The sequence below is a fragment of the Infirmifilum lucidum genome (assembly GCF_014876775.1).
Classification (GTDB): Archaea; Thermoproteota; Thermoprotei; order Thermofilales; family Thermofilaceae; genus Thermofilum; species Thermofilum lucidum.
The window spans coordinates 1,196,871-1,222,144 of sequence record NZ_CP062310.1 but is presented as its reverse complement, the minus strand read 5'-3'; the positions used below and the strand labels follow the sequence as shown (position 1 = coordinate 1,222,144).

Annotated in this window: 21 protein-coding genes; 11 read left to right on the top strand and 10 right to left on the bottom strand. The window is 53.7% G+C overall.

Translation table 11 applies throughout. The features are described from left to right. The first annotated feature begins 30 nt into the window (after window positions 1–30). The 3 genes from tatC to IG193_RS06885 all read left to right on the top strand — a co-directional run bounded on the left by tatC (window position 31) and on the right by IG193_RS06885 (window position 4,792). Window positions 31–837, top strand: a complete 807-nt coding sequence (tatC, locus tag IG193_RS06895; protein WP_192818447.1) for a twin-arginine translocase subunit TatC — start codon at window positions 31–33, stop codon at window positions 835–837. 140 nt (window positions 838–977) lie between these two features. Then, window positions 978–4,175: an isoleucine--tRNA ligase gene (gene ileS / locus IG193_RS06890; protein WP_192818446.1), complete on the top strand. Its 3,198-nt coding sequence runs from the start codon at window positions 978–980 to the stop codon at window positions 4,173–4,175. Window positions 4,176–4,213: 38 nt separating this feature from the next. After that, window positions 4,214–4,792: a hypothetical protein gene (locus IG193_RS06885; protein ID WP_192818445.1), complete on the top strand. Its 579-nt coding sequence runs from the start codon at window positions 4,214–4,216 to the stop codon at window positions 4,790–4,792. Here the strand turns inward: IG193_RS06885 and IG193_RS06880 are convergent. Together IG193_RS06880 and surE are read right to left on the bottom strand one after the other, a co-directional pair. Continuing rightward, entirely contained in the window at window positions 4,746–6,095 is a 1,350-nt protein-coding gene (locus tag IG193_RS06880; protein WP_192818444.1) for an FAD-dependent oxidoreductase, read from the bottom strand. The genes IG193_RS06885 and IG193_RS06880 overlap by 47 nt on opposite strands. A gap of 38 nt (window positions 6,096–6,133) precedes the next feature. Next, window positions 6,134–6,889 (bottom strand): 5'/3'-nucleotidase SurE, encoded by a 756-nt coding sequence (surE, locus tag IG193_RS06875; protein ID WP_192818443.1) that lies wholly within the window; start codon window positions 6,887–6,889, stop codon window positions 6,134–6,136. Window positions 6,890–7,035: 146 nt separating this feature from the next. Between surE and IG193_RS06870 the strand changes: the two genes are divergently transcribed. From IG193_RS06870 to IG193_RS06860, 3 genes are read left to right on the top strand one after another with little or no spacing between them, the layout of a single operon-like run. Further along, window positions 7,036–7,728: an endonuclease III domain-containing protein gene (locus IG193_RS06870; RefSeq protein ID WP_192818442.1), complete on the top strand. Its 693-nt coding sequence runs from the start codon at window positions 7,036–7,038 to the stop codon at window positions 7,726–7,728. 28 nt (window positions 7,729–7,756) lie between these two features. Further along, the gene (dcd, locus tag IG193_RS06865; protein WP_192818441.1) at window positions 7,757–8,272 is read left to right on the top strand and encodes a dCTP deaminase; all 516 of its coding nucleotides are present in this window, start codon (window positions 7,757–7,759) and stop codon (window positions 8,270–8,272) included. Between the two features lie 2 nt (window positions 8,273–8,274). Further along, a complete protein-coding gene (locus IG193_RS06860) occupies window positions 8,275–8,859 on the top strand; it encodes a DUF429 domain-containing protein (protein WP_192818440.1) in 585 nt (194 codons plus the stop codon). Here IG193_RS06860 and IG193_RS06855 read toward each other — a convergent pair. Then, complete coding sequence (locus tag IG193_RS06855) at window positions 8,786–9,979, bottom strand: DUF72 domain-containing protein (protein WP_192818439.1); 1,194 nt, start codon at window positions 9,977–9,979, stop codon at window positions 8,786–8,788. The genes IG193_RS06860 and IG193_RS06855 overlap by 74 nt on opposite strands. A gap of 82 nt (window positions 9,980–10,061) precedes the next feature. On the opposite strand from IG193_RS06855, the gene IG193_RS06850 reads away from it, so the two are divergent. From IG193_RS06850 to IG193_RS06835, 4 genes are all read left to right on the top strand, one after another. Further along, entirely contained in the window at window positions 10,062–11,642 is a 1,581-nt protein-coding gene (locus IG193_RS06850) for a GTP-binding protein (protein ID WP_225876067.1), read from the top strand. A gap of 65 nt (window positions 11,643–11,707) precedes the next feature. After that, the gene (gene ppa / locus IG193_RS06845) at window positions 11,708–12,232 is read left to right on the top strand and encodes an inorganic diphosphatase (RefSeq protein ID WP_192818438.1); all 525 of its coding nucleotides are present in this window, start codon (window positions 11,708–11,710) and stop codon (window positions 12,230–12,232) included. Between the two features lie 41 nt (window positions 12,233–12,273). Continuing rightward, on the top strand, window positions 12,274–13,842 hold the full coding sequence (locus tag IG193_RS06840; RefSeq protein WP_225876066.1) for a DUF5752 family protein: 1,569 nt from the start codon (window positions 12,274–12,276) through the stop codon (window positions 13,840–13,842). Further along, window positions 13,811–14,128 carry a hypothetical protein gene (locus IG193_RS06835; protein ID WP_192818437.1) on the top strand — a complete coding sequence of 106 codons (318 nt, stop codon included), beginning with the start codon at window positions 13,811–13,813 and terminating at the stop codon, window positions 14,126–14,128. Before IG193_RS06840 ends, IG193_RS06835 begins: the two co-directional genes overlap by 32 nt. On the opposite strand, the gene IG193_RS06830 is transcribed toward IG193_RS06835, so the two are convergent. Together IG193_RS06830 and IG193_RS06825 are read right to left on the bottom strand one after the other, a co-directional pair. After that, a complete protein-coding gene (locus IG193_RS06830) occupies window positions 14,105–15,325 on the bottom strand; it encodes a cytochrome c biogenesis CcdA family protein (RefSeq protein WP_192818436.1) in 1,221 nt (406 codons plus the stop codon). The genes IG193_RS06835 and IG193_RS06830 overlap by 24 nt on opposite strands. An 11-nt stretch (window positions 15,326–15,336) precedes the next feature. Then, window positions 15,337–17,094, bottom strand: coding sequence for an NEW3 domain-containing protein (locus IG193_RS06825; RefSeq protein ID WP_192818435.1), 1,758 nt, complete (start codon window positions 17,092–17,094; stop codon window positions 15,337–15,339). Window positions 17,095–17,140: 46 nt separating this feature from the next. Here IG193_RS06825 and IG193_RS06820 point away from each other — a divergent pair, with 46 nt between their 5' ends. Further along, a complete protein-coding gene (locus IG193_RS06820) occupies window positions 17,141–17,881 on the top strand; it encodes a DUF72 domain-containing protein (protein WP_192818434.1) in 741 nt (246 codons plus the stop codon). Here IG193_RS06820 and IG193_RS06815 read toward each other — a convergent pair. The 5 genes from IG193_RS06815 to IG193_RS06795 all read right to left on the bottom strand — a co-directional run bounded on the left by IG193_RS06815 (window position 17,878) and on the right by IG193_RS06795 (window position 25,201). After that, on the bottom strand, window positions 17,878–18,825 hold the full coding sequence (locus IG193_RS06815; RefSeq protein ID WP_192819761.1) for an ABC transporter ATP-binding protein: 948 nt from the start codon (window positions 18,823–18,825) through the stop codon (window positions 17,878–17,880). The two genes, IG193_RS06820 and IG193_RS06815, sit on opposite strands and share 4 nt — an antisense overlap. A 47-nt stretch (window positions 18,826–18,872) precedes the next feature. Then, entirely contained in the window at window positions 18,873–19,844 is a 972-nt protein-coding gene (locus IG193_RS06810; protein ID WP_192818433.1) for an ABC transporter ATP-binding protein, read from the bottom strand. Window positions 19,845–19,853: 9 nt separating this feature from the next. Further along, entirely contained in the window at window positions 19,854–21,284 is a 1,431-nt protein-coding gene (locus IG193_RS06805; protein ID WP_192818432.1) for an ABC transporter permease, read from the bottom strand. A gap of 7 nt (window positions 21,285–21,291) precedes the next feature. Beyond that, complete coding sequence (locus IG193_RS06800) at window positions 21,292–22,356, bottom strand: ABC transporter permease (RefSeq protein ID WP_192818431.1); 1,065 nt, start codon at window positions 22,354–22,356, stop codon at window positions 21,292–21,294. Window positions 22,357–22,507: 151 nt separating this feature from the next. Then, a complete protein-coding gene (locus IG193_RS06795; RefSeq protein ID WP_192818430.1) occupies window positions 22,508–25,201 on the bottom strand; it encodes an ABC transporter substrate-binding protein in 2,694 nt (897 codons plus the stop codon). Window positions 25,202–25,274 lie beyond the last annotated feature (73 nt).

Sequence of the window (25,274 nt, the reverse complement as noted above, 5' to 3'; positions counted from 1 at the left end):
AATTTAACTAATAATTGGTGATAGATAGCCGTGTCCGAGCTCCCTGAAAAGCCACTAATGGAACACGTATACGACTTGCTAGATACTGTTAGGAAGGTCTTAGCTATCAACATCGCCTTTATCGTGCTGCTATTAGTTCTACCCGCACCCCACCTCCTACCCGAGAAATACACTCCACTCACCTTCTACATAATGGAGTACATGCGTAAGGTTGTACTCCTCCACGAAGAAAACGTAGTTCTTAAGCCCATAGCCAAGGTGTTTGGAGTCAACTCTTCAAGGGTTATTCTCATTTCTCACGGGTGGTTCGACTCGCTCACAGCTGCAGTCATCACGTCGGCAATGGTGACAATCATAGCCCTTGGGCCAGTATCGCTGTACCTCATCTACAAGTTCGTGGAGCCAGGACTCTACCCGCACGAGAGAAGAATCTTAAAGAAATATCTCGTCGCAATAGCGGTACTTTTCACCGCAGGTGCACTTTACGGCTTCTACGTGGTCGTGCCGCTGACCTTCATGATAGCTCTGTGGATAGCTGATCTAAGCGGCGCCGCGCCGCTCTTCTCCATCCAGGACTTTTACCAGAACATTCTGCTCGGCTCCCTAGCAATAGGTGTATTCTTCATGTTCCCACTTCTCGTTCTCGCACTGGGCAAAATCGGAGTAGTAGACTATACCACTCTTAGGAACAACTGGAGGTACGTCTTGTTCCTAACTCTGGCCCTACTTGCTATCCTAACGCCAGACCCAACGCCTACAAGTGCACTCGCCCTAGGGCTTCCGTTCATAGGGCTCTACTTCCTGTCAATGTGGTTGCTGAGGAAAACAAATAAATAGCTAAGGCTCTCAATGAGTGCTTAGAGGGGTGGGTGAGATGCCCTGCCAAATTCAATAGCTGGTTATAGACCGGCGAGAGGCGCGCCCTTAACCTCGCTACCCAGTAGCCTTATATTAGAGCCCACCCCTGAGGTGGTTGTATGCCTGTAGTTAGACAACTCCCTCAAGAGTTTAACCCTAAGGAGTACGAGTTAGAAATACTCCAGTACTGGTACAGCAACAGGATTTACGACAGAATAAGAGAGAGCTCTAAGGGGAGGAGGAAGTTCTACTTCCTTGACGGCCCCCCGTACGCTTCCAGCGGCGTGCCTCACGTAGGTACGCTCTGGAACAAAGTCCTCAAGGACGCCGTGATAAGGTTCTACAGATCCATAGGCTACGACGCCCACGACCAGCCGGGCTACGACTGTCACGGGTTACCAATAGAGGTTCAGATAGAGAAGAGGCTCGGCTTCAAGTCCAAGAAGGACATCGAAGACTTCGGCGTCGATAGGTTCGTGGAGGAATGTAAGAAGTTCGTCTCAGAGAACATACAGTCCCTAAGCATGCACTTCAGGGATTTTGGCGTCTCCATGGACTGGGAGAGGCCATACAGGACTATGGACGACGAGTACATCGAGGGGGCCTGGTGGCTCGTTAAGAGGGCCCACGAGAAAGGTCTGCTCGACTACGGGTTGAAGGTTGTACACTGGTGCCCCAGGTGCGAGACAACACTGGCTGACTATGAGGTCACAGAGTACACGGAGCTCGAGGATCCGTCGATATACGTGAAGTTCCCGCTGAGTGGAGGCAGGAGGCGGTACATTCTCATATGGACTACCACGCCGTGGACCTTGCCCGCTAACGTTGCAGTAATGGTCAATCCGGACTTAGAGTACGCGTGGATCGACATTGGAGGCGAGGAGATTCTAGTAGCGAAAGAGAGAGTGGAGAAGGTGATGGAGGAAGCAGGAGTAAAAGAGTACAGAATAGTAGAGGTTGTAAGAGGGTCTGAGCTTGAGGGGTTAAAGTACGAACACCCTCTCAAGGACGAGGTCAGCGTCCAGCAGAGGCTCTCCGACGCCCACAAAGTTGTCCTCTCAAGGGAATTCGTAACAGCAGAAGAAGGTACAGGGCTAGTGCACGTGGCGCCTGGCCATGGAGAGGAAGACTTTATAGTCGGAGCGAGGTACTCACTACCCGTTGTCGTTCTCGTAGACGAGAAAGGCAGGCTCACAGAGGAAGCCGGCAGGTACGCCGGGATTTACGTCAGAGAGGCGAATAAGGTCATTATAGAGGACTTAGAGAGAAAGAACTTTTTGCTGCATGCTGGAACTCTGAAACACAGGTACCCCATATGCTGGCGCTGTAAAACGCCTCTTGTCCTCCGCGGGACGAAACAGTGGTTTATCCGCGTGACCCACCTCAAGGACAGAATGCTGGAGGAGACTGAGAGAGTAGACTGGATCCCGAAGTGGGCCGGGTATGCGAGGTTCAGAAACTGGCTCGCAGGGCTCAGAGACTGGATCATATCCAGGCAGAGGTACTGGGGCACGCCTGCGCCAATATGGGTTTGCGAGAACTGCGGCGAGAGGAGCGTTGTGGGATCGAAGGAGGAGCTCGAGGAACTGGCGGGCTCGAAGCTAGACCTCCCAGACTTGCACAGGCCGTGGATTGATGGCGTCACTCTAAAGTGCCCGAAGTGCGGCGGTACTATGAGGAGAGTCCCAGACGTCCTGGACGTGTGGCTCGACTCTGGGGTCGCTTTCTACGCGTCCCTGGGCTACCCTAAGAGCGAGGAGAAGTTCAAAGTCCTGTGGCCCGTGGACCTCGTGATAGAGGGGCATGACCAGATTGCTGGGTGGTTTTTCTCGCTTCTGCGGAGTGGCTTGATAGCATTTGATAGGTCTCCCTATCTGCGCGTGCTCATGCACGGGTTTGCGCTGGACGAGCAGGGAAGAGAGATGCATAAATCACTCGGGAACTACGTTGAGCCGCGACAAGTCCTCGAGTATAAGTACGGTAGCAGAGACGTCTTCCGCTGGTTTGTCTTAAAGAACACGACCTGGGAGGATCTAAGGTTTTCTTGGAGAGGGCTCGAAGAAGTATACTCCGACCTCAACATCTTGTGGAACGTCTACTACTTTGCAAGCCTGTACATGAGCATCGATAAGTTCGACCCCGAGATGTACCCAATAGACAGTCTATTGGACAGGCTCCAGGTAGAAGACCGCTGGCTCCTCTCCCGTTTTGAGAGGTTCCTCCGGGAAACTAGAAAAGCGTTCGAGGAGCTCAACATTTACAGGGCAGCAAGGCTACTAAGAGACTTCGTAGTCGAGGACCTGAGTCACTGGTACATACGCTTAATTAGGCCACGCGTGTGGATCGAGGAAGAGGCAGAGTCTAAGCTTGCTGCATACGCAACTCTAAGCTACGTGTTGAGAAGGCTGCTCGTCGCAGCATCCCCGATCCTCCCCTTCACTATGGAGAAAATATACCTTGAAGTGTTTAAATCCGAGAGAGACCCTCCAAGCATCCACATGTTTTCCTGGCCTGAGGGCCGCGAGGAGTTCATAGACGACAGGCTTGAAAAGCATATGGAAGTTGCCCGCGAGGTAGTCGAGAGAGCGCTCGCAGTGAGAATGCGCAGGGGTATAAAAGTGCGCCAGCCCCTACCAGCTATCTACGTGTTCACTGATGACCCTGAGGTCAGGGACGCCGTAAGCAGGATGGAGCACGTGATAGCCTCACAGGTTAACGTAAAGAAGGTGGCGGTTCACGACCTCTCGTCTCTGAAGAAGTACAAAGCGTTCAAGATTGAACCAGTCTACCGCGTGCTCGGCCCAGCCTTCAAGTCAGCCGCGAATGCTGTCGTTGATGAAGTCATGCGGAGAAGCGAGGAGGTGGCTGCAGCAATAATCGAGAGGGGCTTCGCCGACGTCGAGGTAGGCGGTAACACCTTCCGGGTTACACGTGACATGGTTAATATAGTCGAGACGTGGAGAGAGGGGTTTGACGGCGAGTCTCTCAGCTGGGGGAGCGTAGTGCTAGACCTCGCATTGAGCGAGAGGGAGCTGGCGGAAGGTTTCGCCCGGGACGTCCTTAGGAGAATACAGTTCATGAGGAAACAGCTCGGGCTCGCCGTAAGTGACTACATCGTCACGACAATCTATGCTCCACGCGAATACCTGAGGCTCCTAGGTGAATATGAGGATTTCCTAAGAACGGAATCTCGATCCTCGGCAGTAGTGTATGTGGCAGATGAGAACCAGGTCAGCGGGGATCTAGTACAGGAATGGGACATAGGCGACGTCAACGTTAAAATAGGCATCAGCAGAACATCTACCAGACACTCATAGAATATTTATCGAAGGACTTGAGAGAAACACTTGTAGCTATGAAGAGTGACCGCAGTCTCCGGGGGCTTGCTGTCAAACTGATAATTACCGGCTTCACGCTACTCGCAATCGGGGTAATCCTGGCAGGCAGTGTAAGCTACCAAACGTTGCCCCGCGAGAAGATACCGGTAACAGTGAGACTTCCACTTGACCGTAGCGAGGTTTACCCCCTCCCGAGCGGCCTTTCACAGAAAACGTACTTCAACCTGTCCTACAGGGGAGACAGGTTCGTTGACTTGACCCTAATCTTCTACGACGAAAACTTCCAAGAAGTCGGTAGGTTAATCATTAGAGACGCTGCGAAAAATAACTCGGGCGTACTTTACCTCAGCGCTAGACCCTCCTTCCTGGCCATAAACTCAAGTTGCGGAAAATGCAATTCTACTGTCCGACTCTCACTCTACTTCGCCAGGTACAACCAAGAGGCTGTTAACCTCCAAAGCATAGCCTCGACCCTGCTAGCCGTAGCCGGCTCTGTAACCCTAATAGCCGGGGGATACGTGTATGTTCTATCTGAGAAGAAAGGAGAGGCTAGTGCCCCGAAATCTTCCCAAGAAGAACCCGTGCAGCGACAATAACAGGATCCCAGACGGGGGCAAAGGGGGGCGCATAGGCTAGATCGCTAAAGAAAGCGTCTCTTACAGTGGCCCGCATTGCGACGAGTGTGGCTAAGGTGTTGATTCTCGCCAGAACACCTTCTCCTCCTATAATCTGGGCCCCGAGAAGCTGTCCCGTACTTCTGTCGGCGATGAGCTTCACCGTTATCTGCGACGCGCCGGGGTAGTAGCTAGCCCTAGAGTTAGCCGTTATTGTAACCGAGACAGGGTCAAAGCCCTCCTTCCGGGCCCTCTCCTCGGTTAGACCCGTCCTTGCGACCTCTAGACCGAAAACTTTCGTTATTGCTGTGCCCACAGCCCCGGGGAAGCTCTCCTCAAACCCGGCTAGAGAAGCCCCGGCTACGTACCCCATCTTATTCGCTACTGGTGCCAGCGGGAACCAGTCTGGCTTTCCCGTAACGAGGTTTAGCGCTTCCGCTACATCCCCCGCAGCAAAGACATTTTCATGGCTTGTTCTCATCGAGGCGTCTACGCTCACTGCCCCCGTGGCCCCCTTCTTTACCCCCAACATGTCCGCAAGCGTAGTTTCGGGCGCAACGCCTGTCGCCAAGAATACCGCATCGGCCCTGTACTCCGACTTATCGGTGACAATCTTTTCGACCTTCCCGCTGCCGGCGATCTCCCTTAAAGCCTCATTCAAGTGGAGTTCAACACCGTTCCGGACAAGCTCTTCCTCTACGACACTAGCCATGTCTGGATCTAAAGTTGGCATGACGTGTGGTAACATCTCTACTACGAGGACCTTCTTACCCCTCCTAGCGAGATTATCTGCCACTTCTAGCCCAATATACCCAGCTCCGACTATTGCTATCCTCTCAGCACCGTTCAAAACCTTCTCCGCCTCCTCGCCACTCTCAAGAGTCCTCAAAGTTAACACGCCCTCCAAGTCAGTGCCCGGGACACGCGGGACGCGAGGACGGGCACCCGTGGCTATCAGCAACTTATCCCACTCAAAGGTTTTCTCAGATCCGTCTTTGAAGCGAGCCCTGACGTACCCCTCTCCAGCCTCCACTACCTCGGTCTTAGTGTAGACCTCTAGACCTCTCTCCTCGGTGAAGACACGTAGGGGGTAGTGGACTAGCTCCTCTATGCTGTCTGCGTACCCGCCCAGGTAGTACGGGAGCCCACAGGGCGCGTAGCTAACGTACTTGCTCCTCTCGAAGACGACGACCCTCCAGTTACGCCTGAACCTCTTAACTCGCGAGGCCGCAGTCATTCCGGCAGGCCCTCCGCCCACGACTATAACGTCTGCTCTCTCTGCCATTTCGACCTAGCGATATACCTCTGTCATCTTTTAAACGTTTAGCCCTCCAGGGCTTTTCTCAGCCAGTCAAGAGATCCTGTAGATGCGTAGACTATTGGCGTTAAGGCGGCGTAGCCCTGCTTGACCGCACAAACGTCGCTCCCAGGAGTTGCGCAGCTGTACGCGCTGTCAAGCGTCCACCCGCTCATGTCGCAGAAACCACCACTACAGACGTAAACCTCGTGTTGAGGAGTTGTTTCTAGGACTGTTACCCTGACTCCCTTCAGAGCCCAGGACGGGACATTAAGGTTGAGTAGGTGGGCCTCCCACTTCTCACCTGCAAGCGCCTCGAGTATGCTTATGGCGAGCCTAGCGGCAGTGTAATACGCACTGTAACTTAGTCCTTGATACTCGAACCACTCGCGTGCAACTAGAGAGACGGCCATGCCCTTCAGGCCGCGCGTGACTCCCTCCAGGACAGCCCCCACTGTCCCCGAAGACAACACGTCCCACAGGCCCAGGTTCGGCCCGCTGTTGACACCGCTGACTATGAAGTCGAAGTCTTTCCTGACGGCATCTAGAGTGACCCCGACAGCTGTAGCTGGAGTCGAGTCTACTACTAAGGCTTCGTATCTGTCGAATAGCTCCGTGACAGTGTACCGGGCTTTGAAGGTTATGGACTTGCTGGCCCCGCTCGAGTGATTGCTCGTGGTAGCGATGAATACGTCATGGCCTCTCTCCGACGCGGCGTCGGCGAGAGCTTTCAGCCCAGCACTCACCCCGTCGTCGTTTGCTATTAGTAGTTTAAGCGGCACTCTAACCCCGCAAAGCTTAGACGCGTAACGTTAAAAGCTTTTAATATTAGTTTTTAGAAGATAGCAGGAATCCGAGCCCTGGAAGAGGCCTCTTTTCGCCGAGAAAATACAAACTTGAAAAGCTGCATTGTTCTTTAGAAGGATGTATGGAGGATGGCTTCGAGCTGGGGGACATTATTCTCGAGAGGCTGAGTAGAGCGTATAGAGTCGACCCAGGAGAGTTTGCTGCCTTGAAGGCCGCGCGGGAGGGCAATCCCTTTAAAGTAATAGTTGCGACGATAATTTCCCAGGATACAACGGAAAAGAATACGTTTAGAGCCCTCCAGAGGCTGGAGGAGACTATAGGCGTAGACCAATTTAAGCTCTCCAATGCGTCAGTTGAAGAGGTTGCTTCTGCGATATCTCCCGCAGGCCTCCAGCGGCAAAAGGCAGCAGCCATAGTGTCTGTCGCGAGGCTTCTGGTGGAGAAGTACGGGGGCAGGATGGAGGAGTTGCTAAAGAGAGGAGAAGAGTTTGCCCGGCGAGAACTTAAGAGTTTGAGAGGGGTGGGCGAAAAGACAGTGGATGTACTACTAGCTAACGCTGGTTTTCCGGTAGTTCCAGTAGACACCCACGTGAAGAGAGTGGCTCAGAGGCTCGGAATAACGGGATCCAGGAGCTACCTGGGGGTGAGGAGCGACCTCCACAGGGTCTTTCGGCCTGAGCGCAGGCTAGAGGCCCACCTACTCCTCATAAAACTCGGCAGAGAGGTCTGTAAGGCTAGGAAACCGCAGTGTGGTAGGTGTCCGCTTAGAGACATCTGCAAGTACAACCTAGAAAAAGAAAAACAAGAGATATAGAAATAGGCAACCCGTACATTTCACTGGTATGCTCTCTGGTGCAGAAATTAGAAGCCTTATAGAACGAGGGGAACTAGTGATCAAGCCATTTTCCGATGAGATTATAAGGGAGAATGGGGTTGACCTGCGCATAGGCGAGGAAGTCGCTGTTCTGCTCAACAACCCTGAGCCACTCGACCCCGACAGGCTCAGGGAAGTAAACCTAGCAGACTATTACAAAGTCTTTAGGACAGATAGTTTTATCCTGCAGCCGTACATGAAGGTTCTAGTCACGACTCTCGAGTACGTCAAAATGCCCGAGAACGTTGCAGGGCTCATAGGCGTGCGCAGTACCTTCGCTAGACTGGGGGTCTCTATACCCCCCACTCTTATCGACGCGGGTTTTGAGGGAGAACTTACTATCGAAATCCATGGCGGAGCCTTCCCGATAGTTCTCAGGAAGGGGATGAGGTTTGCACACGTAGCCTTCTTCAAAATCGAGGGGCCTCCCGTGGCTTACAGGGGCAAGTACCAGGGGCAACGGGGAGTGACTCTACCTAGGTAGCTATGCTCTTAGCAGGGGTAGACCTATCGGCTTCCTCTAGAAAACCCACTTATATCTCCCTGTTAGACGAAGACCTTAGAGCCGGTATCCTCTCTGCCTCGGAGGACTCTGAAATCATAGAGGTTCTCCGGGAGGCGAAGCCAAGTATAGTGGGGATAGACGCGCCGTTGAGCCTGCCGCTAAAGGGGGGAGTTAGGGGGTGTGAGAGGATTCTTGCGTCTCTGGGCGTGAGGTTCTTCCCGCCGATGATTCCCTCCATGGCTGCTCTAACGCGTAGAGGAATCAGGCTGCGCTCAGCCCTGGAGGCCCTCGGGTTCGTAGTAATAGAAGTTTACCCCGGTGGGAGCCAGGACTTGTTGTGCATCCCGAGGAAGAAGTCCCTGTCCAGACTAAGGGAGGGGCTTGAGGGCCTGGGTGTAAGGCTTCCCCCGGGGAGGTTGAGCGGCGATGCCTTAGACGCTGTTACTGCCGCTTACACTGTTTTCCTGTACTCGAGTGGTGATTACCTCAGGATTACGTCGGAGGACTGTTCGCTCGTTCTCCCTCTCCCGAGGTGTCTGCCTCGAAGCCCCACTCGTCGATACTAGACACTATGTCGTCCAGGACTTTCAGTGCTGTGTCGCGGGGCACTTTGAGGAAGAACTTCACCATGTGCTTGCAGAACCTCTTGCTCTCCAGCTGTTTCCTCCAGTCTTCGCAATTATGGTATATCCGCCTGTCCCTCATGTTAACCTCGATGACATATTCTTTAACGCGACCAACAATACTGTCCCCTAGCACCTCTACCGAGACGTCACGGTCACTTATCTCGAGCCCCCTTGCAAACCTTTTCTCGCCTGCGAGTGCTCTCAGTATCCCCTCCACGTCGCCCGAAATTACGGCCTTCTTGGCCTCCAGCAGTTTATCGCCGGGTACAGATGAGAAGTACTCGTCCATCCGCTTCAACACCTGCCTCTTTTCCCTGTCTAGCATCCCGAGGAACGCCAACATCTGCAGGGCGTTGTGTGGCGCAAACCCCCTGAAGTGGTTGTTGAAGTATCCGAGGACGAGCTTGACCTGTTCTGCCAGCCTCTGTATCCTGGGCGCCCACTCTCTCAGCTCTTCTGGGGTGTAGTGATAGTAGTACCACGGCCTTTCTCCGCGCCCGTGCCACCTCACGTAGGCGAAGTCGGAGGTCACCACGAGGTCTGGCGGTAGTAGCGGCTCGTCGACTATCGTGTAGGCAATGTTTAGCTCTGTGAGAATTTTAAAAGTGTTCTCGTTGAGCCAGCTTCTATCTCGGAACTCCACGGCGTAGCGGTACCCTTTAGGCAACAATTCGAGGAAGTCCCGGAACCATGGAATTTCTTTCGTGTCCACAGGCGGCAGCTGGATCAGGATTGCACCAAGCTTGCCTGTGCCGCGAACGGGTTCTAGGGACTTGAAGAACAGGTCGAGTTCTTGCTCCACTGCTTTTGGATTTAGAAGCTTCTTATGTGTAACCCCCCTGTACATCTTCAGGGAGAAAACGAAGCCGCTAGGAGCTACGCGGAACAGTTTTTCCATGAACTTGCCGGTGGGGAGCGTGTAGAACGTAGAGTTCACTTCGGCAGTGCTAAACACCCTGACGTACTGGCTGAAGAGGTTTGTTTCTCGCTCGTAAAACGGGCCAACCCAGTCTTCGTAGTCCCACCCGGACGTGCCGATGTAGATGCGCGTGAAAAGCATACCCTGAAGTAGGTTTAGCCACCTGACTAATAAAACCTTAACAGTTAAGGTTACAAATAATAGGTGCTTTTAGGAGGTAGTGTTGAAGAGTGGCGTGGAATTCCCGGCTGAAAGTGACACAGGGCCTGTAGAGTACAAGTCGGCACTCACCAGGGTAAACGATGAAAGAGTCGAGAAGCTCGCGTCTCAGATGAAGTACAGGCTCTTCGAGGGAGGTGGAGAGGCGATATACGTCCTAGGATTAAATGACGACGGCACGGTACGTGGCCTCTCAAAGGACGAGGAGGAGGAGAGCGTTAGGATCCTCGATACTGTAGCTAAGAGGATAGGTGCCTGTATAAGAGTTCTGGATAGGAGAGAAGTCTCGGGAAGGTACGTCGTTAGAGTGCTCGTGAGGCTCTCCAGAGAGGAGAACCCCCCATCGCAAGTCAACATAATAGTCGTTGGGAATGTCGACGCCGGCAAAAGCACGACAGTTGGCACACTCTGCACCGGTATGCTTGACGACGGGAGAGGCAGTAACATGCGTCGAGTAGCCAGGTATGCGCATGAAATCATTACTGGTAGAACCTCCTCAGTCGTAGTTAGAGTAGTCGGCTTCGACATGCTCGGGAGGCCCGTTAACTGGGGAGTTCCCAACCCCCTCGACGAGGCGCAAATCTACCTGTCCGCGAAAAAAGTAGTCTATCTCGTTGACGTGGGAGGGCACGAAAGGTACTTGAGGACGGCTCTGCGCGGCCTCATGTCGAAATTCCCGGACTACGCCATGCTCGTGGTTGCTAGCAATACAGGCCTGCAGGTGATGGGGCGGGAGCACCTCGGGGTCTGCGTGGCTCTCCAGATACCAGTCTTCGTAGTATTCACGAAGATAGACGCCGTCAGCCCAGAGGTGGGGAAACGCTACGTAGACGAGACGCTCGAGGTTCTGAGGAGACTTGGCAAGAAGCCGCTCGTCGTGAAAAGCTCCAGGGACGTCTACGACGTTGCCCCACTCATGGCTTCGGGGCGAGTAGCCCCAGTATTCCTGGTATCCAACACTACTGGTGCTGGCGTAGAGCTCCTCACAGAGTTCATGAACTTACTCCCTCCCAGGAAAAGGTGGAGTGAGCTCGAGAAAAAGCCCCTTCTCGCGTACGTCACCGACATATATAACGTTAGAGGTGTCGGGACAGTGTTAGCAGTAGCTGTCGAGAGGGGCATTATCCGCGAAAACTCCTCCTACTACCTTGGGCCCGTGCGCGACGGTACGTGGAGGAGGATAAAAGTGAAGTCCATACACATAAACCGTGTTCCGTCGTCACTGGCCAGAGCAGGGGAGGAGGCCACACTGGCCGTAGCAGACGTGGAGAGCGGCGACGTCGAGAAGGGCCTCGTGCTCGCTGAAACCCCGCTGTACGCGGTGAGGAGCATAATCGCAGACGTGCTCATCCTCAAGCATCCCACAACTATCCGAAACGGCTACCAGACTGTCCTCCACGTCCACTCGATAAGGACTCCAGTGGAGTTCTCGTGGATGGAGAAAGAGCCCATGCGCACCGGGGACAGGGGGCTCGTGAGGCTCACTTTTATGCTACGTCCATGGTACGTGGAGGAGGGGGAGAAGTTCATACTTAGAGACTCGCGGACGCGCGCTATCGGGACGGTCATAAAGGCGGAATACTGACCCAAGCCTCTTGTTTATCACGAAAGGGTAGCGAATATATACCTCTACGCCCAGTTTTAGGAGGTATGAAGACGTTACCCGCCGGTAAAAACCCTCCTGAAGACATCTACGTTGTCATTGAGATACCGATGCATAGCAACGTGAAGTACGAAGTCGACAAGGAGAGCGGCGTAGTGTTCGTCGACAGAGTTCTATTCACGTCGATGGTGTTCCCATTCAACTACGGGTTTATACCCTCGACGCTCGAGGAGGACGGGGATCCGGTAGACGTCGTACTCTTGAGCCACGATGCCTTCGTACCAGGGAGCGTCGTGCGCGCTAGGCCGATTGCACTGCTGGAAATGGAGGACGAGGCAGGCCCCGACAGCAAGGTCGTAGCCGTCCCGCACGAGAAGATAGACAACAGGTTTAGCAGGATAAGAGACATCGGAGACATCGATGAAGGGGTGAAGGATAGAATCAAGCACTTCTTCGAGCACTATAAAGAGCTAGAGCCCGGCAAGTGGGTCAAAGTTAAAACGTGGCATGGCAGGGAGAAGGCGCTCCAGGTAATAAGCAAGGCTATCGAGCGCTACAAGAGCAAGGTTTAGTGAAACAAGTTTTTATGCTTTATAGCTGTAGTTCTTCTTAGGTGTCGTACATAAAGCACGTAGTGCTGATGTTTGAAGTACACCAGCCCTACCGCCTGGAGAGGAGGGCCCTGAGGAAGCTCACCGATGCTATTCTCGTGCGTGGAAGGCTCGGCGTAGAGGATCTCGAGGGCATCTATTTTGACCACGAGCTCAACCGCGAGGTCTTCGAAAGAGTCGTCAAGAGGTGCTACCTCCCGGCTAACTCAGTCATACTACAGCAGATAGACTTCTTTAAAGACCACGGCAAGAAGTTCAAGGTCGCGTACAGCATGTCCGGCGTCCTCCTCGAGCAGTCTGAAAAGTGGGCCCCAGAGCTCGTAGAGAGCTTTAAACAGCTCGCGGATACGGGTTTAGTCGAGTTTCTGGATCAGACGTACTTCCACAGTCTAAGCTTCCTCGTGGCCGAGGAGGAGTTCGTCGACCAGATCAGAATGCACAGAGAGACTGTCAAAGCCCTCTTTGGCATGTACCCGACTTCTGTCGAGAACACGGAATTTATCTACAACAACTACGTCGGAAGGATATTCGACAGGCTCGGCTATAAAGTAGTTTTAACTGAGGGTGTTGAGCGAGTCCTAATGTGGAGAAGCCCTAACTATGTCTACAAGGCTAAGGGAGCCAGTATCCGAGTACTCATGCGGAACTATAGGCTCTCAGACGATATAGGCTTTAGGTTCGCGAGTGAGTGGTGGAGTGAGTACCCGCTTACGGCTGAAAAGTACTCTGCGTGGCTTGCAGCTACGCCAGGCGACGTGATTCTAGTAGCTATAGACTATGAGACATTTGGAGAGCATTTCCCAGCGGAAACGGGTATCCTTGAGTTCCTGCGCTGGCTACCAGGCGAAGTCCTAAAGTGGGAGAACTTGAGGTTCTCAACTCCAACCGAGGTCGCCGAAAGTGTCCCTCCACGTGACGAGATCGATGTCCCAGAGGGCGAGACTATCTCGTGGGCTGACCTCGAAAGAGACTTGAGCGCGTGGCTGGGTAATTTCATGCAGGACTACGCTTTCGAGAGGCTCAAGGATCTCTGGCTACAGATTAAAGCCCTACAGGACGGCCGGCTGTTGAGGCTTTGGAGGCTTCTTTCTATAAGTGACCACTTCTACTACATGTCTACTAAGGGTGGCGGGCCAGGAGACGTCCACTCCTACTTTAGCCCGTACAAGTCTCCTTTCCAGGCGTACATGTACTACTTGGATGTGCTTTCAGACCTTGAGGCACGGGTACGTTTTGCATTTGTGGAGAATCCAGAGGCAAGGTACAGGTACCTGTGGATGAGGCGTGTTAAAACGGGAGAGGAGTTTGTCTTTTTCTTGTCAGAGGGCAGGCCAACGGACATTGTAGCTTGGAATGTTTTCTCGTTTATAGAGGCTGTTGAGAGGGCCCCGGAAGAGAGCATACGTTTCCACCAGGAGAGGAATGACTTTGCCAAGTGGCTCGAGAGCAGTGTGGGCGAAAAAGTGCTGGCCGAGAGACTAAGCACAATAAAGCCGGAGGGGGCGCACGACTTGAGGGCGGCGATCCTAGGTGTCCTCTATGCGCGCAGGAGGGAGCTATTCGGCTTCTGACGACATAGAGGAGGAGTTTGCATCGCTCGTCCCGAGAAGATCCCAGGGATACCTAAGAGTTTTCGTCTTCTTCGTCAAGAAGTACCTAGAGGATCCTTCACAGGCCTTCAGCGCCTACGCTGTCGAGAAGGAGGTTGCAAGCGTTTCTAGAGCACGACCCATACTCGACTGGCTCGCCAGGAAGGGGTACCTCAAGGTGGTCGAGGCCGGCCCCGTGACCTACTACAGGCTCAACACTGAGAAGAGGATAGTGAGGCTGATACTAGACCTCTTCAAGCAGTCGTAGGCCTGTCAGTACGCGTGATACCTTGGAGGCAGGTATCAGAATGCTCAGGTAAGATACGGGTTGTAGCAGTAATATGAGCACTGGCAGGATGTCCATTGGAACCAGAGGCTGGAGGTCAGTTACAAGATGTAAGAGGATGAACAGTGCTGCGAACAAGTGCTCCCTCTCGCGGCGGCCAGGGCCTGCAATCCAGGAGAAGAGCATCAACAAGTCAAGCGTGACTATGCTCTGTGGAAACACTGCCAGGATAACTGAGTACACGTGAGGTTTTGCCAGAAGAAGTCCTCCAGCAATAACCAGTGCCCTTGATGCAAGCGCTAGAGCGATGTATACTACGGTTGCATAGGGGTGTGGCTGGAAGAGCCTTATAACGTCTGAGACTCCCAGTAACAGTACGCCGGAAGCCAGTAGAGTTGGGGGTAGAGACCCTACTTTCACCCCTAGGCGTAGGAGGCTTGTAAAATAGGCGAGCACGGGTAGTAGTGAGAAGAGCACGAAGTACGGGTAGAGGTGTTGGGCAACGTGGATAGATACTAAGTCGTAGTTCTCCACGCTTAACACCGTGAGCACTCCCAGCGAGATTGTGATCAACCCGGAGAGCGTCTCGTTGTGCCTTACGAAGAAGCTTCGCGAGAGCTTCTTGCCTACTTTCTCCGCGAAAAGCCCTATTAACAGGAAGGGTGTACTAGTGCCTGAAGCATAGACTAGCACTGTAGCCATAGCACTGTTCTGGCTATTCAGGGATCCTAACCACACAAGCGAGAACGCCGCCACGAGAAAAGTTGCGGCACAAGGTGCTGCCACGAGGGAGAAGGTGAAGCCTAGCACGAATGCATTCACGAGAGAAGTCTTCTTGAAACGGGGCTGTACTGAAGGTATGGTAGAGAATAGGACTCTCGCAGGGCTCAGGACAACGACTCCTATACTGATTAAAAGGAGCCCCAGTCCCGTCGCTATACTCGGCAGGCTTGCTACTAGGAAAGACCGCAGGATACCACTACTGTACGTTGCGAGCAACCCATAGAGCACGAAGCTCGCAGTTACCCCAGCCGCGAAGAACAGGCTCGAGAGGAAAACTCTACCCTTGCTAGACCTGGCTACAAAGTTGAGGAAGATTGGTAGAATCGGGAGGAAGCACGGCGTAAAAGCCGTCTCAATACCTAGCAGATACAGCAACACAAGCTGGGCTACATCCATTTACACGTCCCCTAAGCGAACCTCTTCTTGCCGTAGAAGACCAGGAGAAAGCTCACTAGGACGAGCGAACCCATCAGGACTAGAAAACTTACGCTTGTCTCATAGCGGATCCAGACTACAAGCACTCGAGTCGACGAGACTCCATCAGCTTCCACGGTCACCTGGATGTTATAGGCTCCCTCGTGTGCGTCACTGGGAACAAAAACCTGGACGTCAAAGTAGCCGGACTCTCCTGGGAGTAACGACAATTTGTCCGGCTGGATGAAGAGCTTGAAGTTCTGGGGGGCGTAGTCTACTCTTAAAGTCACGGAGTTTAGAGGGTAAGTGCCAGAGTTATTCACGCGAATCTTGTAGAGCGCAATAGAGCCAGGAGCTGTTGCCACCAGGAAATTGTAATTCGCAACTTCCAGGCGTCGAATCCCGGTTATGCTCACTAGTAGAGTCTTCTCAGCTGTACTTGTAGTCCCATTCGCGTATACCTTTACTTCGTAAGTCCCAGGAGTAATATAAGGTGAAGCCTCCACGAGCAGGTTAACCTGCCGGGTCTCGCCCGGCAAAAGGTACAGCGAGCCGGCCGGCTGGCCCGACACCGAGAAGGTTAGTCTGAGTTCTGGCGTGTTCGGTACTGCTCTAAGCAGGATTACTGTGGGCATGTTTCCGTCATTCCGTATGATCACAGGGATACTGCTCGACGATCCTCCTGTAATGTTGAGCCTCGCCGAAGTCAAGGTCATGTTGAGCAAGTCAAATCTGCTCTCAACGGAGATGTCAAGCCTAGCCGTATAGCGGTTTCCCTCATAGTCTGCATAAACGAATACGGGGTAAACTCCTGTCCTAGTTCTCGGAGGTATATAGAGTATCAGGAAGAGCTGCCTGCTTGTACGCGGTTTTAAAGCTACAGTCCCTACGCCGAGGTTATTTGCGTCAACTATCGCGGACACCCACCCCTGGGGGGTGTCTGCCGAGAGCCGGAACTCCGAGTCTACAGGGAACGGGTTAGTTATCTGCATCGGTACCTTGAGTTGGGCTCCAGGGTAGGCCTTTAGGCTCGTGGCAGGGAAGTCAACAATATTCCACTTCCTTGGCTGGACTACAAAGACATAGGTGATTTTTTTAGAAAGGTTGCTCCAGCTTGCTACGACGTTAACTCTTGCATCGCCCGTAGCATTTAGTGGGACGCGAATGTTTAGGAAAACAGTCCGCTCTGAGCCCGCTTCGATAACAATATTTCCCACCTGAAGCCCTCCGGGCAACGCAAAGTACCCAGTCCAGCCTCCCGGCATTTCGAGCGAAAGGCGCACTGTTAGCGGGTCCAGCCCTTTGTTTGTAAGCTTGAGCGTTAAATTTAGGAAATCACCTTGATACATGGAGAACTGTGTTGTCTCGGTGTAGAGGGAAATTGCCGGTTCAAGGACTATTGTACCCAGGCTACCCGCCCTCTCCTGCGTCGCGACTAGCAGGATCTGTTGCGGCGCGTACCCCTTCAGGTAAGCTCTCAGTACGTACGTCCCAGGTGGGATTCTCAGGTTGAAACTACCGTCCTTGTCGGTGGTAGCTAGTGCCACCAGTAGATTGCCGCTGTACACGGCGATTTCAGCCCCCTGTAGGGGGTTCATCTGGGTGTCAGTCACTCTGCCGAAGAAGAGCAGGGACTGGCCGTAGCCCACCTGTGCCGTGAGCACTACTGCTATGAGCGTTGCCTGGAGTAGGCCGCTCAGCGTTTTCCCTGAGAGCCGCATGCCCCTCACATAGTTTACCCCCTTAAACATAATTAACCGTTACTAGCCTGAATAGTGAAAGCTTGAAATATGCGTAATGGTTCTTTTAGCACAGATCCGCTTGAAGCTCTACGTCGGGTCGTCGGGATGGGTCTACAGCTGGAATCCTGACGGGCTCGAATGGTACGCCAGGGAGTCTGGCTTCAACGCCGTGGAGCTTAACATGAGTTTCTACAGCTTCCCGAGGCAGAGCACCGTCGTTAAGTGGCTGGAGGAATCGGGTGGGCTACGCTGGGCCGTGAAAGTCCACAGGAGCATCACGCACATTAGGAGGCTCAACGAGAGAGCTGTGCCTTTGTGGGAGAAGTTCCGTAAGGTATTCGCCCCTTTGGAGGAGAGGATAGACTTCTACCTCTTCCAGCTCCCGCCGAGCGCCACGTTTACGGGCGAGATGAAAGATAGGCTTAGGGCTTTCGCCAGGCTATGCGACAAGATCGCCGTCGAGCCTAGACACGCCTCGTGGTTTCGCGAAGAAGTAGTGGCTTTCTTCCAGGAAAACAGTATTTATTTCGTGACGCCTGACTCTCCTCTATTCGAGGGCCTCCCGAAATTAGGCGCTGTGAACGTTAATGGAGTAGTGTATGTTAGGATGCACGGGCGGCTTGTATGGTACAATTACGGCTACCTGGACGAGGAGCTAGAGGAGGTTGCCAGAAAAGTCGTCGAGGCGGGGCCGGAGAGAGCGTACATCTTCTTTAACAACAACCATGACATGCTGGGCGATGGCAGAAGGATAATTGAGATATTCTCGGAGAAATACGGCGTAAAGCTTGCTTAGGCCAGCCCAGCATAAAGCCAGCACTTAACGAAGTGACCAGGCTCGACTTCAAACTCTGGAGGTACTTCGCGCCTACACCTCTCAGTTGCAAACGGGCATCTGGGTGCGAACCGGCAGCCGGGAGGCGGGTTGATGAGGCTTGGGGGCTCTCCAGCTGGCACTTCTCGGAAGCGCTTCCTGTTCTCGGGGTCAGGGTCTGGAATTGCTGCGAGTAAAGCGCGAGTGTATGGGTGCAGCGGATTCCTCAGGAGGGCCTTTGTGGATCCGCGCTCGATGAGGTGCCCCGCGTACATTATGAATATCTTCTCGCTGAAGTATCTTGTGGTGGAGAGGTCGTGAGTTATATAGATGAAGCTAATCTTCCTCTTCTCTTGTAGCTCTCTCATCAACGTGAGAATCTCGACTCTGACAGAGGCGTCTAGCATCGAGACAGGCTCGTCTGCGACGACGAGGCTAGGCTTGAGTATCAACGCCCTCGCAATAGCGACTCTCTGCAGCTGGCCACCGCTGAGCATGTGAGGGTACTTGAAGGCAAAGTCCTCCACAGGCGTGAGCTTGACTTCTTCGAGGGCCTTGAAGACCATCTCCTGCCTTTCCTCGTTGTCACCGACTTTATGGATTATTAGGGGTTCTTCGAGTATTCTAGAGATGGTCATGAAAGACGGCATGGCACCGTATGGGTCTTGCTGTACAAGCCCTGTCTCCCTCTTGTACCACATGAGATCCTTCTCGTCGAGGTCTGTGATGTCGCGCCCCTTAAACAGTAGCTTACCTCCGGTTGGCTTGTAGAGGCGCAGAATAGTCTTGCCGAGTGTTGTCTTGCCGCTCCCGGACTCGCCAACAACCGATACTGCCTCGCCTACGTCCAAGTCGAAAGTTACGCCGTCGACGGCCTTGAGCGGTATTGGCTCTGCGAACAGTCCTCGACGTATCTCGAACCACATCCTCAGATCCTGAACTCTCAACAAGGTTCTATTCTCGCTCACATAGCTCACCTCTTGCCCTCAACGTAAAGCCAGCACTTAACGAAAGACGCCCCCTTAATATTGTATTGCGGGGGCTCCTCGCGGAGACACCTCTCGTATGCGAAGGGGCACCTCGGGTGGAAGCGGCAACCGGGAGGCGGGTTGATGAGGCTTGGCGGTGCACCCGGTATGAACTCGAGCTTCTTGTCAGTGCGTAGAGTCGGGACACTGGCCATGAGCTTCTCGGAGTACGGGTGCTTGGGTGAGGTGTAGAAGTCATCGGCGTCGGCTAGCTCTACTATCTGGCCGGCGTACATCACTGCTACCCTGTCGGCCAGCTCGCTAGTCAGCGGCACGTCGTGCGTTATGAAGATGTAGCTAATGTTCATTTCCTGCTTAATCCTCTTGAGGAGGTTCATTATGTTCGCCTGTGTTATAACGTCTAGCGCAGAAGTGGGCTCGTCGAGGATGACTACGTCCGGGTGTGTTATGAGCGCCATGGCGATCACGGCCCTCTGCCTCATGCCACCGCTGAGCTCAAACGGGTACCTGTCGAGGAAGCTCTCGTGTATGCCGACTAGCCGTAAGTACTTTTTAGCCTCGGCGAGGGCCTCCTCCCGGCTAAGGCCTTTGTGGACTATGAGGGGCTCTGCGATCTGGAAGCCCACCTTGAGCACGGGGTTCAGGGCGTTCTGCGAGCCCTGGAACACGTAAGATATTTTCTGCCACCTTACTCTCTTCCTGAACTCCTCCTCGCTGAGCCTCATCACGTCCGTCCCGTTGAGCATCACTGTACCCTCAAACTTCTCGACGTTCCTGGGCAGTAGCCTGATTATCGCCCTTGCGAGTGAAGTTTTGCCGCAGCCTGACTCGCCTACAATCGCCAGCGTCTCGCCTTTCCTCAGTTCGAAGCCGACTCCATCAACCGCTTTTACGGTGCCTTTCCTGGTCTTAAAGTAGAGCTTTAAGTCTTTTACACTTAAAACAGTGCCAGCCATCCCCACCACCTACATTTCACGCAACCTCGGGTTAACTATACGGTCTAACGCGAAGCCTAGCAGGGCGAATGCGAGGCCTGTAAGGACGAGGAAAGCAGAGGGCTCGAGTACCCAGTAGAAATAGCCCTTGTAGAGGGCGCCCTGCTCGAAGGCGTCGTTTATGACTTTACCCCACGTTGGGAGTGAGGGGTCGCCTAGCCCCAGGAACGCTAGCGCCGCCTCTAGGAATACATAGCCCGGTACAGCCGAGATTAGTCCTGGGATAACCGGCGGGAGGATCTTCGGTATTATGTACAGGAAAATTATCCTTGTGTTGGACGCGCCGTATACCTTTGCAGCCTCTACGTATGGGTACTCCTTTATTTGCATGACGAGCGCTCTAGTCGACTTAATTCCTGGACCGAATATACTCAGGACTATTACTACGGCCAGGAGAGTCCATATGTTTATCCCGTAGAAGACAGATATGAGGATCAAGAACGGGAGGAAGGGTAGAACCATGTAGATTTCGGTTACCCTCTGGATTATGTTGTCTAGAATGCCGCCGTAATACCCGCTAATAGTTGCGATTATCAGTCCGACGAACGTCGTAACAAGAGACGCTGTAAGGCCAAAGGCGAGGGCTACCGGCGCGCCCCACAGTAGGGCTATTTCAAGTGGCCGTCTTAAGTGGTCTGTACCTGCAATCCCGTAGACAGTGCCGTAGACGACCATCTTACAGTCAATGTCTGATTCCTGGCCGAACAGCGTGGCGTCTATAATTGCCCTGTAAGTACCCTTCTCTACCTCCATTTTCCCAGTTTTCAGGGACTCACGCGTGAACTTCCCGAACAGGAACATCATGTTCGTTATAGCGTCGCTAGGGTCAACCCCGTACTGTTGCCTAACGTAGGAGACAAGAGCTCTCGTGATAGGTTCTGTGACGAAGTAGAGGTTGTATTTCTCGCCGGTAACCGTGAACTCCCCGAGGTCTATACGCTCTCCATTAGGCTTAACCCATATTATTTTCACTATAGGCGCGCCCTGCTCGCGTGTGAAGTTGCTCGTGAAGAACATGTTGAGCTCTGAAGGGAAGTCATCGTACTGGTAGTCGAAGGTGAACTCAATCCTTACTTTCTTCATGTTTGTTCCAACGACTGGGGCTGAGGACTTGGCAACATTTAGTCCTATTTTCCTGGAGTCAAACACCATTGTTTTAGGCAGGTTCTTCCCGACGAAAAACTGTATCCACTCAGGAGGGGCTACCCTAGGATTATCGAGCCACATGCTCTCCCCGCTCCTCCACATCATGATAGCCTTGTCCACCGGTATCGTGGTAACCGTATAGATTGATAGTGCCACTAGGAAGCCGAGTAGGATTATGCCTAGTATGCCGGACTTATAGGTTAAGAGTTCTCTGAGGACACTTCCTACCCTCCCACCAAACCCCCTGGAACTCATGGGCTAGTCACCTGAACTGGACTTTTATCCTGGGGTCAAGCCACCCGTAGATGATGTCCAGTATTAGAACCGTGAACATGAGCAAGTACGCGTAGATTACCGTTATGCCGACTATGACTGGCGTGTCGAAGGAAGAGATGGCGTTGAACGTGACAAGGCCCAGGCCCGGCCACTCGAACACAGTCTCGGTTATTATGGCGCCACCCCACGAGCCTATGAGGGACAAGGCGAAGCTCGTAACTATCGGGGGTAGCGTGGGCCTCAGTATATACCTCGTCTCGATTACTCGTGGCGGCAAGCCCTTAGCCTTTGCGGCCTCGACGTAGTCCTCGGTGGAGAATATCAGGAAGAACGTCCTGTTCCCGTACACCCCCAGGAAGAAGCCAGAGATAATCCATGAGAGCATCGGGAGTATCATGTGCTTCATGACGCTCAACGCGTAGTCCACGGGGTTCTCCGGCGGCGGGACGTCGACGAGGCCTCCAGGTGGCAGTACGTGTAGCCAGGAGTAGAAGATCAGGATCAGGAATATCCCGTAGAACCACCCCGGTATCACGGACGTTGGTGCAAGTGCAACAGTAATCTTGTCTAGAGGGCTACCGTAGTGCCGGGAGAGGTAGAGCCCGATGAACAGGTGCAGGAAGAAGTTTATCACGGTTACCGTCGTAAAGAGCATTACGGTGTTCGGTAGCCTCTCGAGGATGATGTTCTTGACGTACATTGAACCGGAGTCGCTCCTCAGGACGAGGGCGCGGCCGAGGTCTAGAGTTAGCGCGTCCTTCAAGTACACGAGGCTCCTGATCATGAATGGCGTGTCGAGCCCACGCCTCTTTATCTCGAGCTCTACGAGCTGGTCAATGAGCTTCGCTCTCTCCTCCCCGCTTAGACCTTTATACTGCGGGTTCTGGTTTACCATCTGCGCGATGGACATCCTGATGTCTCCAATCACTATCTCGTCGACCTTGCCCCCCATGTTCGCCACGAGAATGGTGGCGTAGATAGCTATTACCACTGTAAGGTAGAGTACTATGAACCTCTTAACAACGAATTTCACGAACCCTAGCGGTATCATCGTGTTCACTTCTACGTTTTGAAGATATCACCCTCAAGTCCTAAAAAACTTTATCATGAATAAGGGCGAGGCGAGGCAGAGAAGTGTTTTATAAAAAATCAGAGAGGGGTTCAGAAAAACCTATATTTTTACCTTTTTCAGGCTGTTAATATTAGGGCTTTACTTGAGTGCCCTCCTTTGGGGCTTCGGTCTTGGGCTTTCTGAGCGCCAACGCAAGGGCGACTATCGCTATTACCAGGCCTATAACGCTGAGCGCTAGGGCAGTGTTCACCGTGGACTCAAGGGATCCGACCCTCGCCGTCAGCGAGCTGACCTTGTTGTTGAGGTCAGTTACGCCTGCCTGCACAGAGCCAATCTTGGCCTCGAGCGAGCTCTTTGTATCTGCCAGGAGCGTCTGGAAGTACGCTATCTGCGGGATCACCGTGAACGGCTTCTCCTGTATCGACGGTATTGCAACGTCCTTGCTCAGCGCGATAACCATTATCCTGTAGCCTCCAGGCATGAGCTTGCCCGTGTCCTCGCTGCTCAGCTTGGCGACCCAGACACCATCTGCCTGTGCAGTGGCAACGCCTTTAGCGTAGACGTTGCCGGCAGCGTCGAGTACAATGTACTTCACGAAGTCGATGCGCTCTGTGGGGTACGGCTTGCCGGCAACGTTGACGTTGATCGTGAACGTTGCCTCAATACCTGGTACGACTGCATCGGGAACCTTGACGCTCAGCTCGGGTATCGGCGGCGCCGCTAGGAAGGCCCACCTGTCAGCCTTGTCGACGTAGTTCCTGTTAGCTTTGAGCACTGCTATGTGGGCGTTGTAGTCGGCCTTGTCGAGGTAGAACGGCCCGTTCCCGACCCAGAAGTGGCCGTGATCCTTGAACCAGCTCTTTAGCGCGTTGTACCTCGCCTTAGCCTCGTCGACGCTAGTGTACTTGGACATGAACTCCTTGAACGGTATGTAGCCCTCGGCGATGGACTCGTCGAGCATCTTGGATAGTATGTCCAGGCTTGGGCCGCCAATGTAGTTCATCCACTCGACGTTCTTAGCCGCAGCCTTGTCAGAGCTAAAGGCGAGCAGGCCCTTCTCCTCGGCCCTGATGCCTATAGCCAGCATGTGCCACGGGTTCCCGGGCCAGCCGGCGAAGCTAGCGACGATGTACTCGGCGTCGAGGTTTGTGTAGTTAACGTAGTACTCGATTACGAGCGGGCTCTGGCTCACAATCCTCCAGCCTTGGAACATCTGCCTCCACTGCTCGAATGGAGGCACAGCCGACTCGTCGTAGAGCGGGCTCGACTTGTCTACTCTGGCAAAGGTTAATGGCCAGCTTATTAGCCAGTCGGCAAGAGTCATCGTAGTGCCGTCGTGGTACTTTATCTTGCCCAGGACGTCGCCGTAGTTCACGACGATCTTGACCTGGGCGTACTTGGCCCCAGCCTCGCCGGACGTCACGACCTTGCCTGTCTTCACGTCGTACGCGTACCAGGCGTCAGGCGGGACTTCAACCTTGTCCACGAATGTGAGCTTCAGCCAGTCGCTGCTGCTCGCCGTGACGAGGCCCTTGACGGCGTAGACCTCCGCGCTCACGACCCTGTTGGCCATGTACAGGCCGTTGTACGGGTTGCCTCTGAAGGCGTAGTCGTTAACAGCCCAAATGAGCACTGAGTCGTAGACCCAGTTCGTGCCGGCGACCGGGTTCCAGGGGTCTACGAGCACTTCGCGCATCCCAGCCTTTATGACTCCACCTGTTTTGCCGACGAAGCGTATAGTCACGGGCCAGAGTGGGTTGTCGAAGCCCGCCGCGAGGTCTGCCGCCGCGTCGACCTCCTTCCTGTAAACCCAGGGGGCTATCTGGTCAACTAGCCACACCCTCACGGAGTCCTTTAGTGCGAGCTCTGCCGCCTTGGCTAGGAGTGAGAGCCTCTCTTCAATGGACTTGTACTCGTTGTTCCACAGCTTCGTACACACCTCGTAGAACACGGGGTCGGGTTTGTACGCCGACCATAGCGGCCCCATTGCCCCGAGCGGGGTGTAGTAGAAGCCGAAGTCCGAGCCCTGGTCTCTCGCTATGAGCGTGTATATCCAGCCGCCCGTGTAGACGTGCCATTTCCCGTCGGCGGGGTTGCCCCTCACCCAGAGTGGGGCTAGGTCTCTGCTCCTGCCGTACTTCCTTGTGACAGTGAAGCCGAGCTTCTCGAGCTGGTCTGCAACGTAGTCACCTATCTGCCTCCGCTGATCCTCCGTCCTTATGAGGAATATTATCTCGACGGGAGAGTCCTTGTAGTACCACTTGCCGTCCTTGTAAGTCGCGCCGAGTTTAACCATCTCCTCGAATATCACCGTCTTGGCTTTCTCGAAGTCGTAGCTGTACTTCGCCTCTAGCAACTTCATGACATCGGCAATTCTGGCGTAGTCCGGGAAGCTTGTGAGCAGCGGCGTCCACTTCGGCGCGGCGAGGCCGCCCATTATCTCGTTTACAATGTAGTTCCTGTCTATGAGCCAGTTCACGGCCTCACGTATCCTGGGGTTGCTGAACGGGTTGAGCTTCCCCGTGGCGGGGAACTCGGGGCCGACGGGGTTGAACGTGAGCTCGAATATGAGGCCGTAGGAGTACTTCATCGCGAGGTTGGGGTCGCCTTTAATCTTCGCCATGAGTGCGGGGTCAGCCCTTATGTCGCTGAAGTATATGTGCATGTCGCCCTTGCTGAGCATGTCTACGACTTTCGCGTAGTCCCTCTCAGCGAAGAAGTCGACCTCGTCTACCCAGGGGCCCTGTGGCTGTGCCTGGAGTAGCGGTAGTAGTGCCGAGAGCGCTACTAGGAGGAGTATTATTAATGCTACCGTGTTTTTCATGCCGGTCGTTAATAGATAAATAGAATAAAATATTTTAACTTTGCGTTGCACGGACAGCTGTTGGCGATAAGCA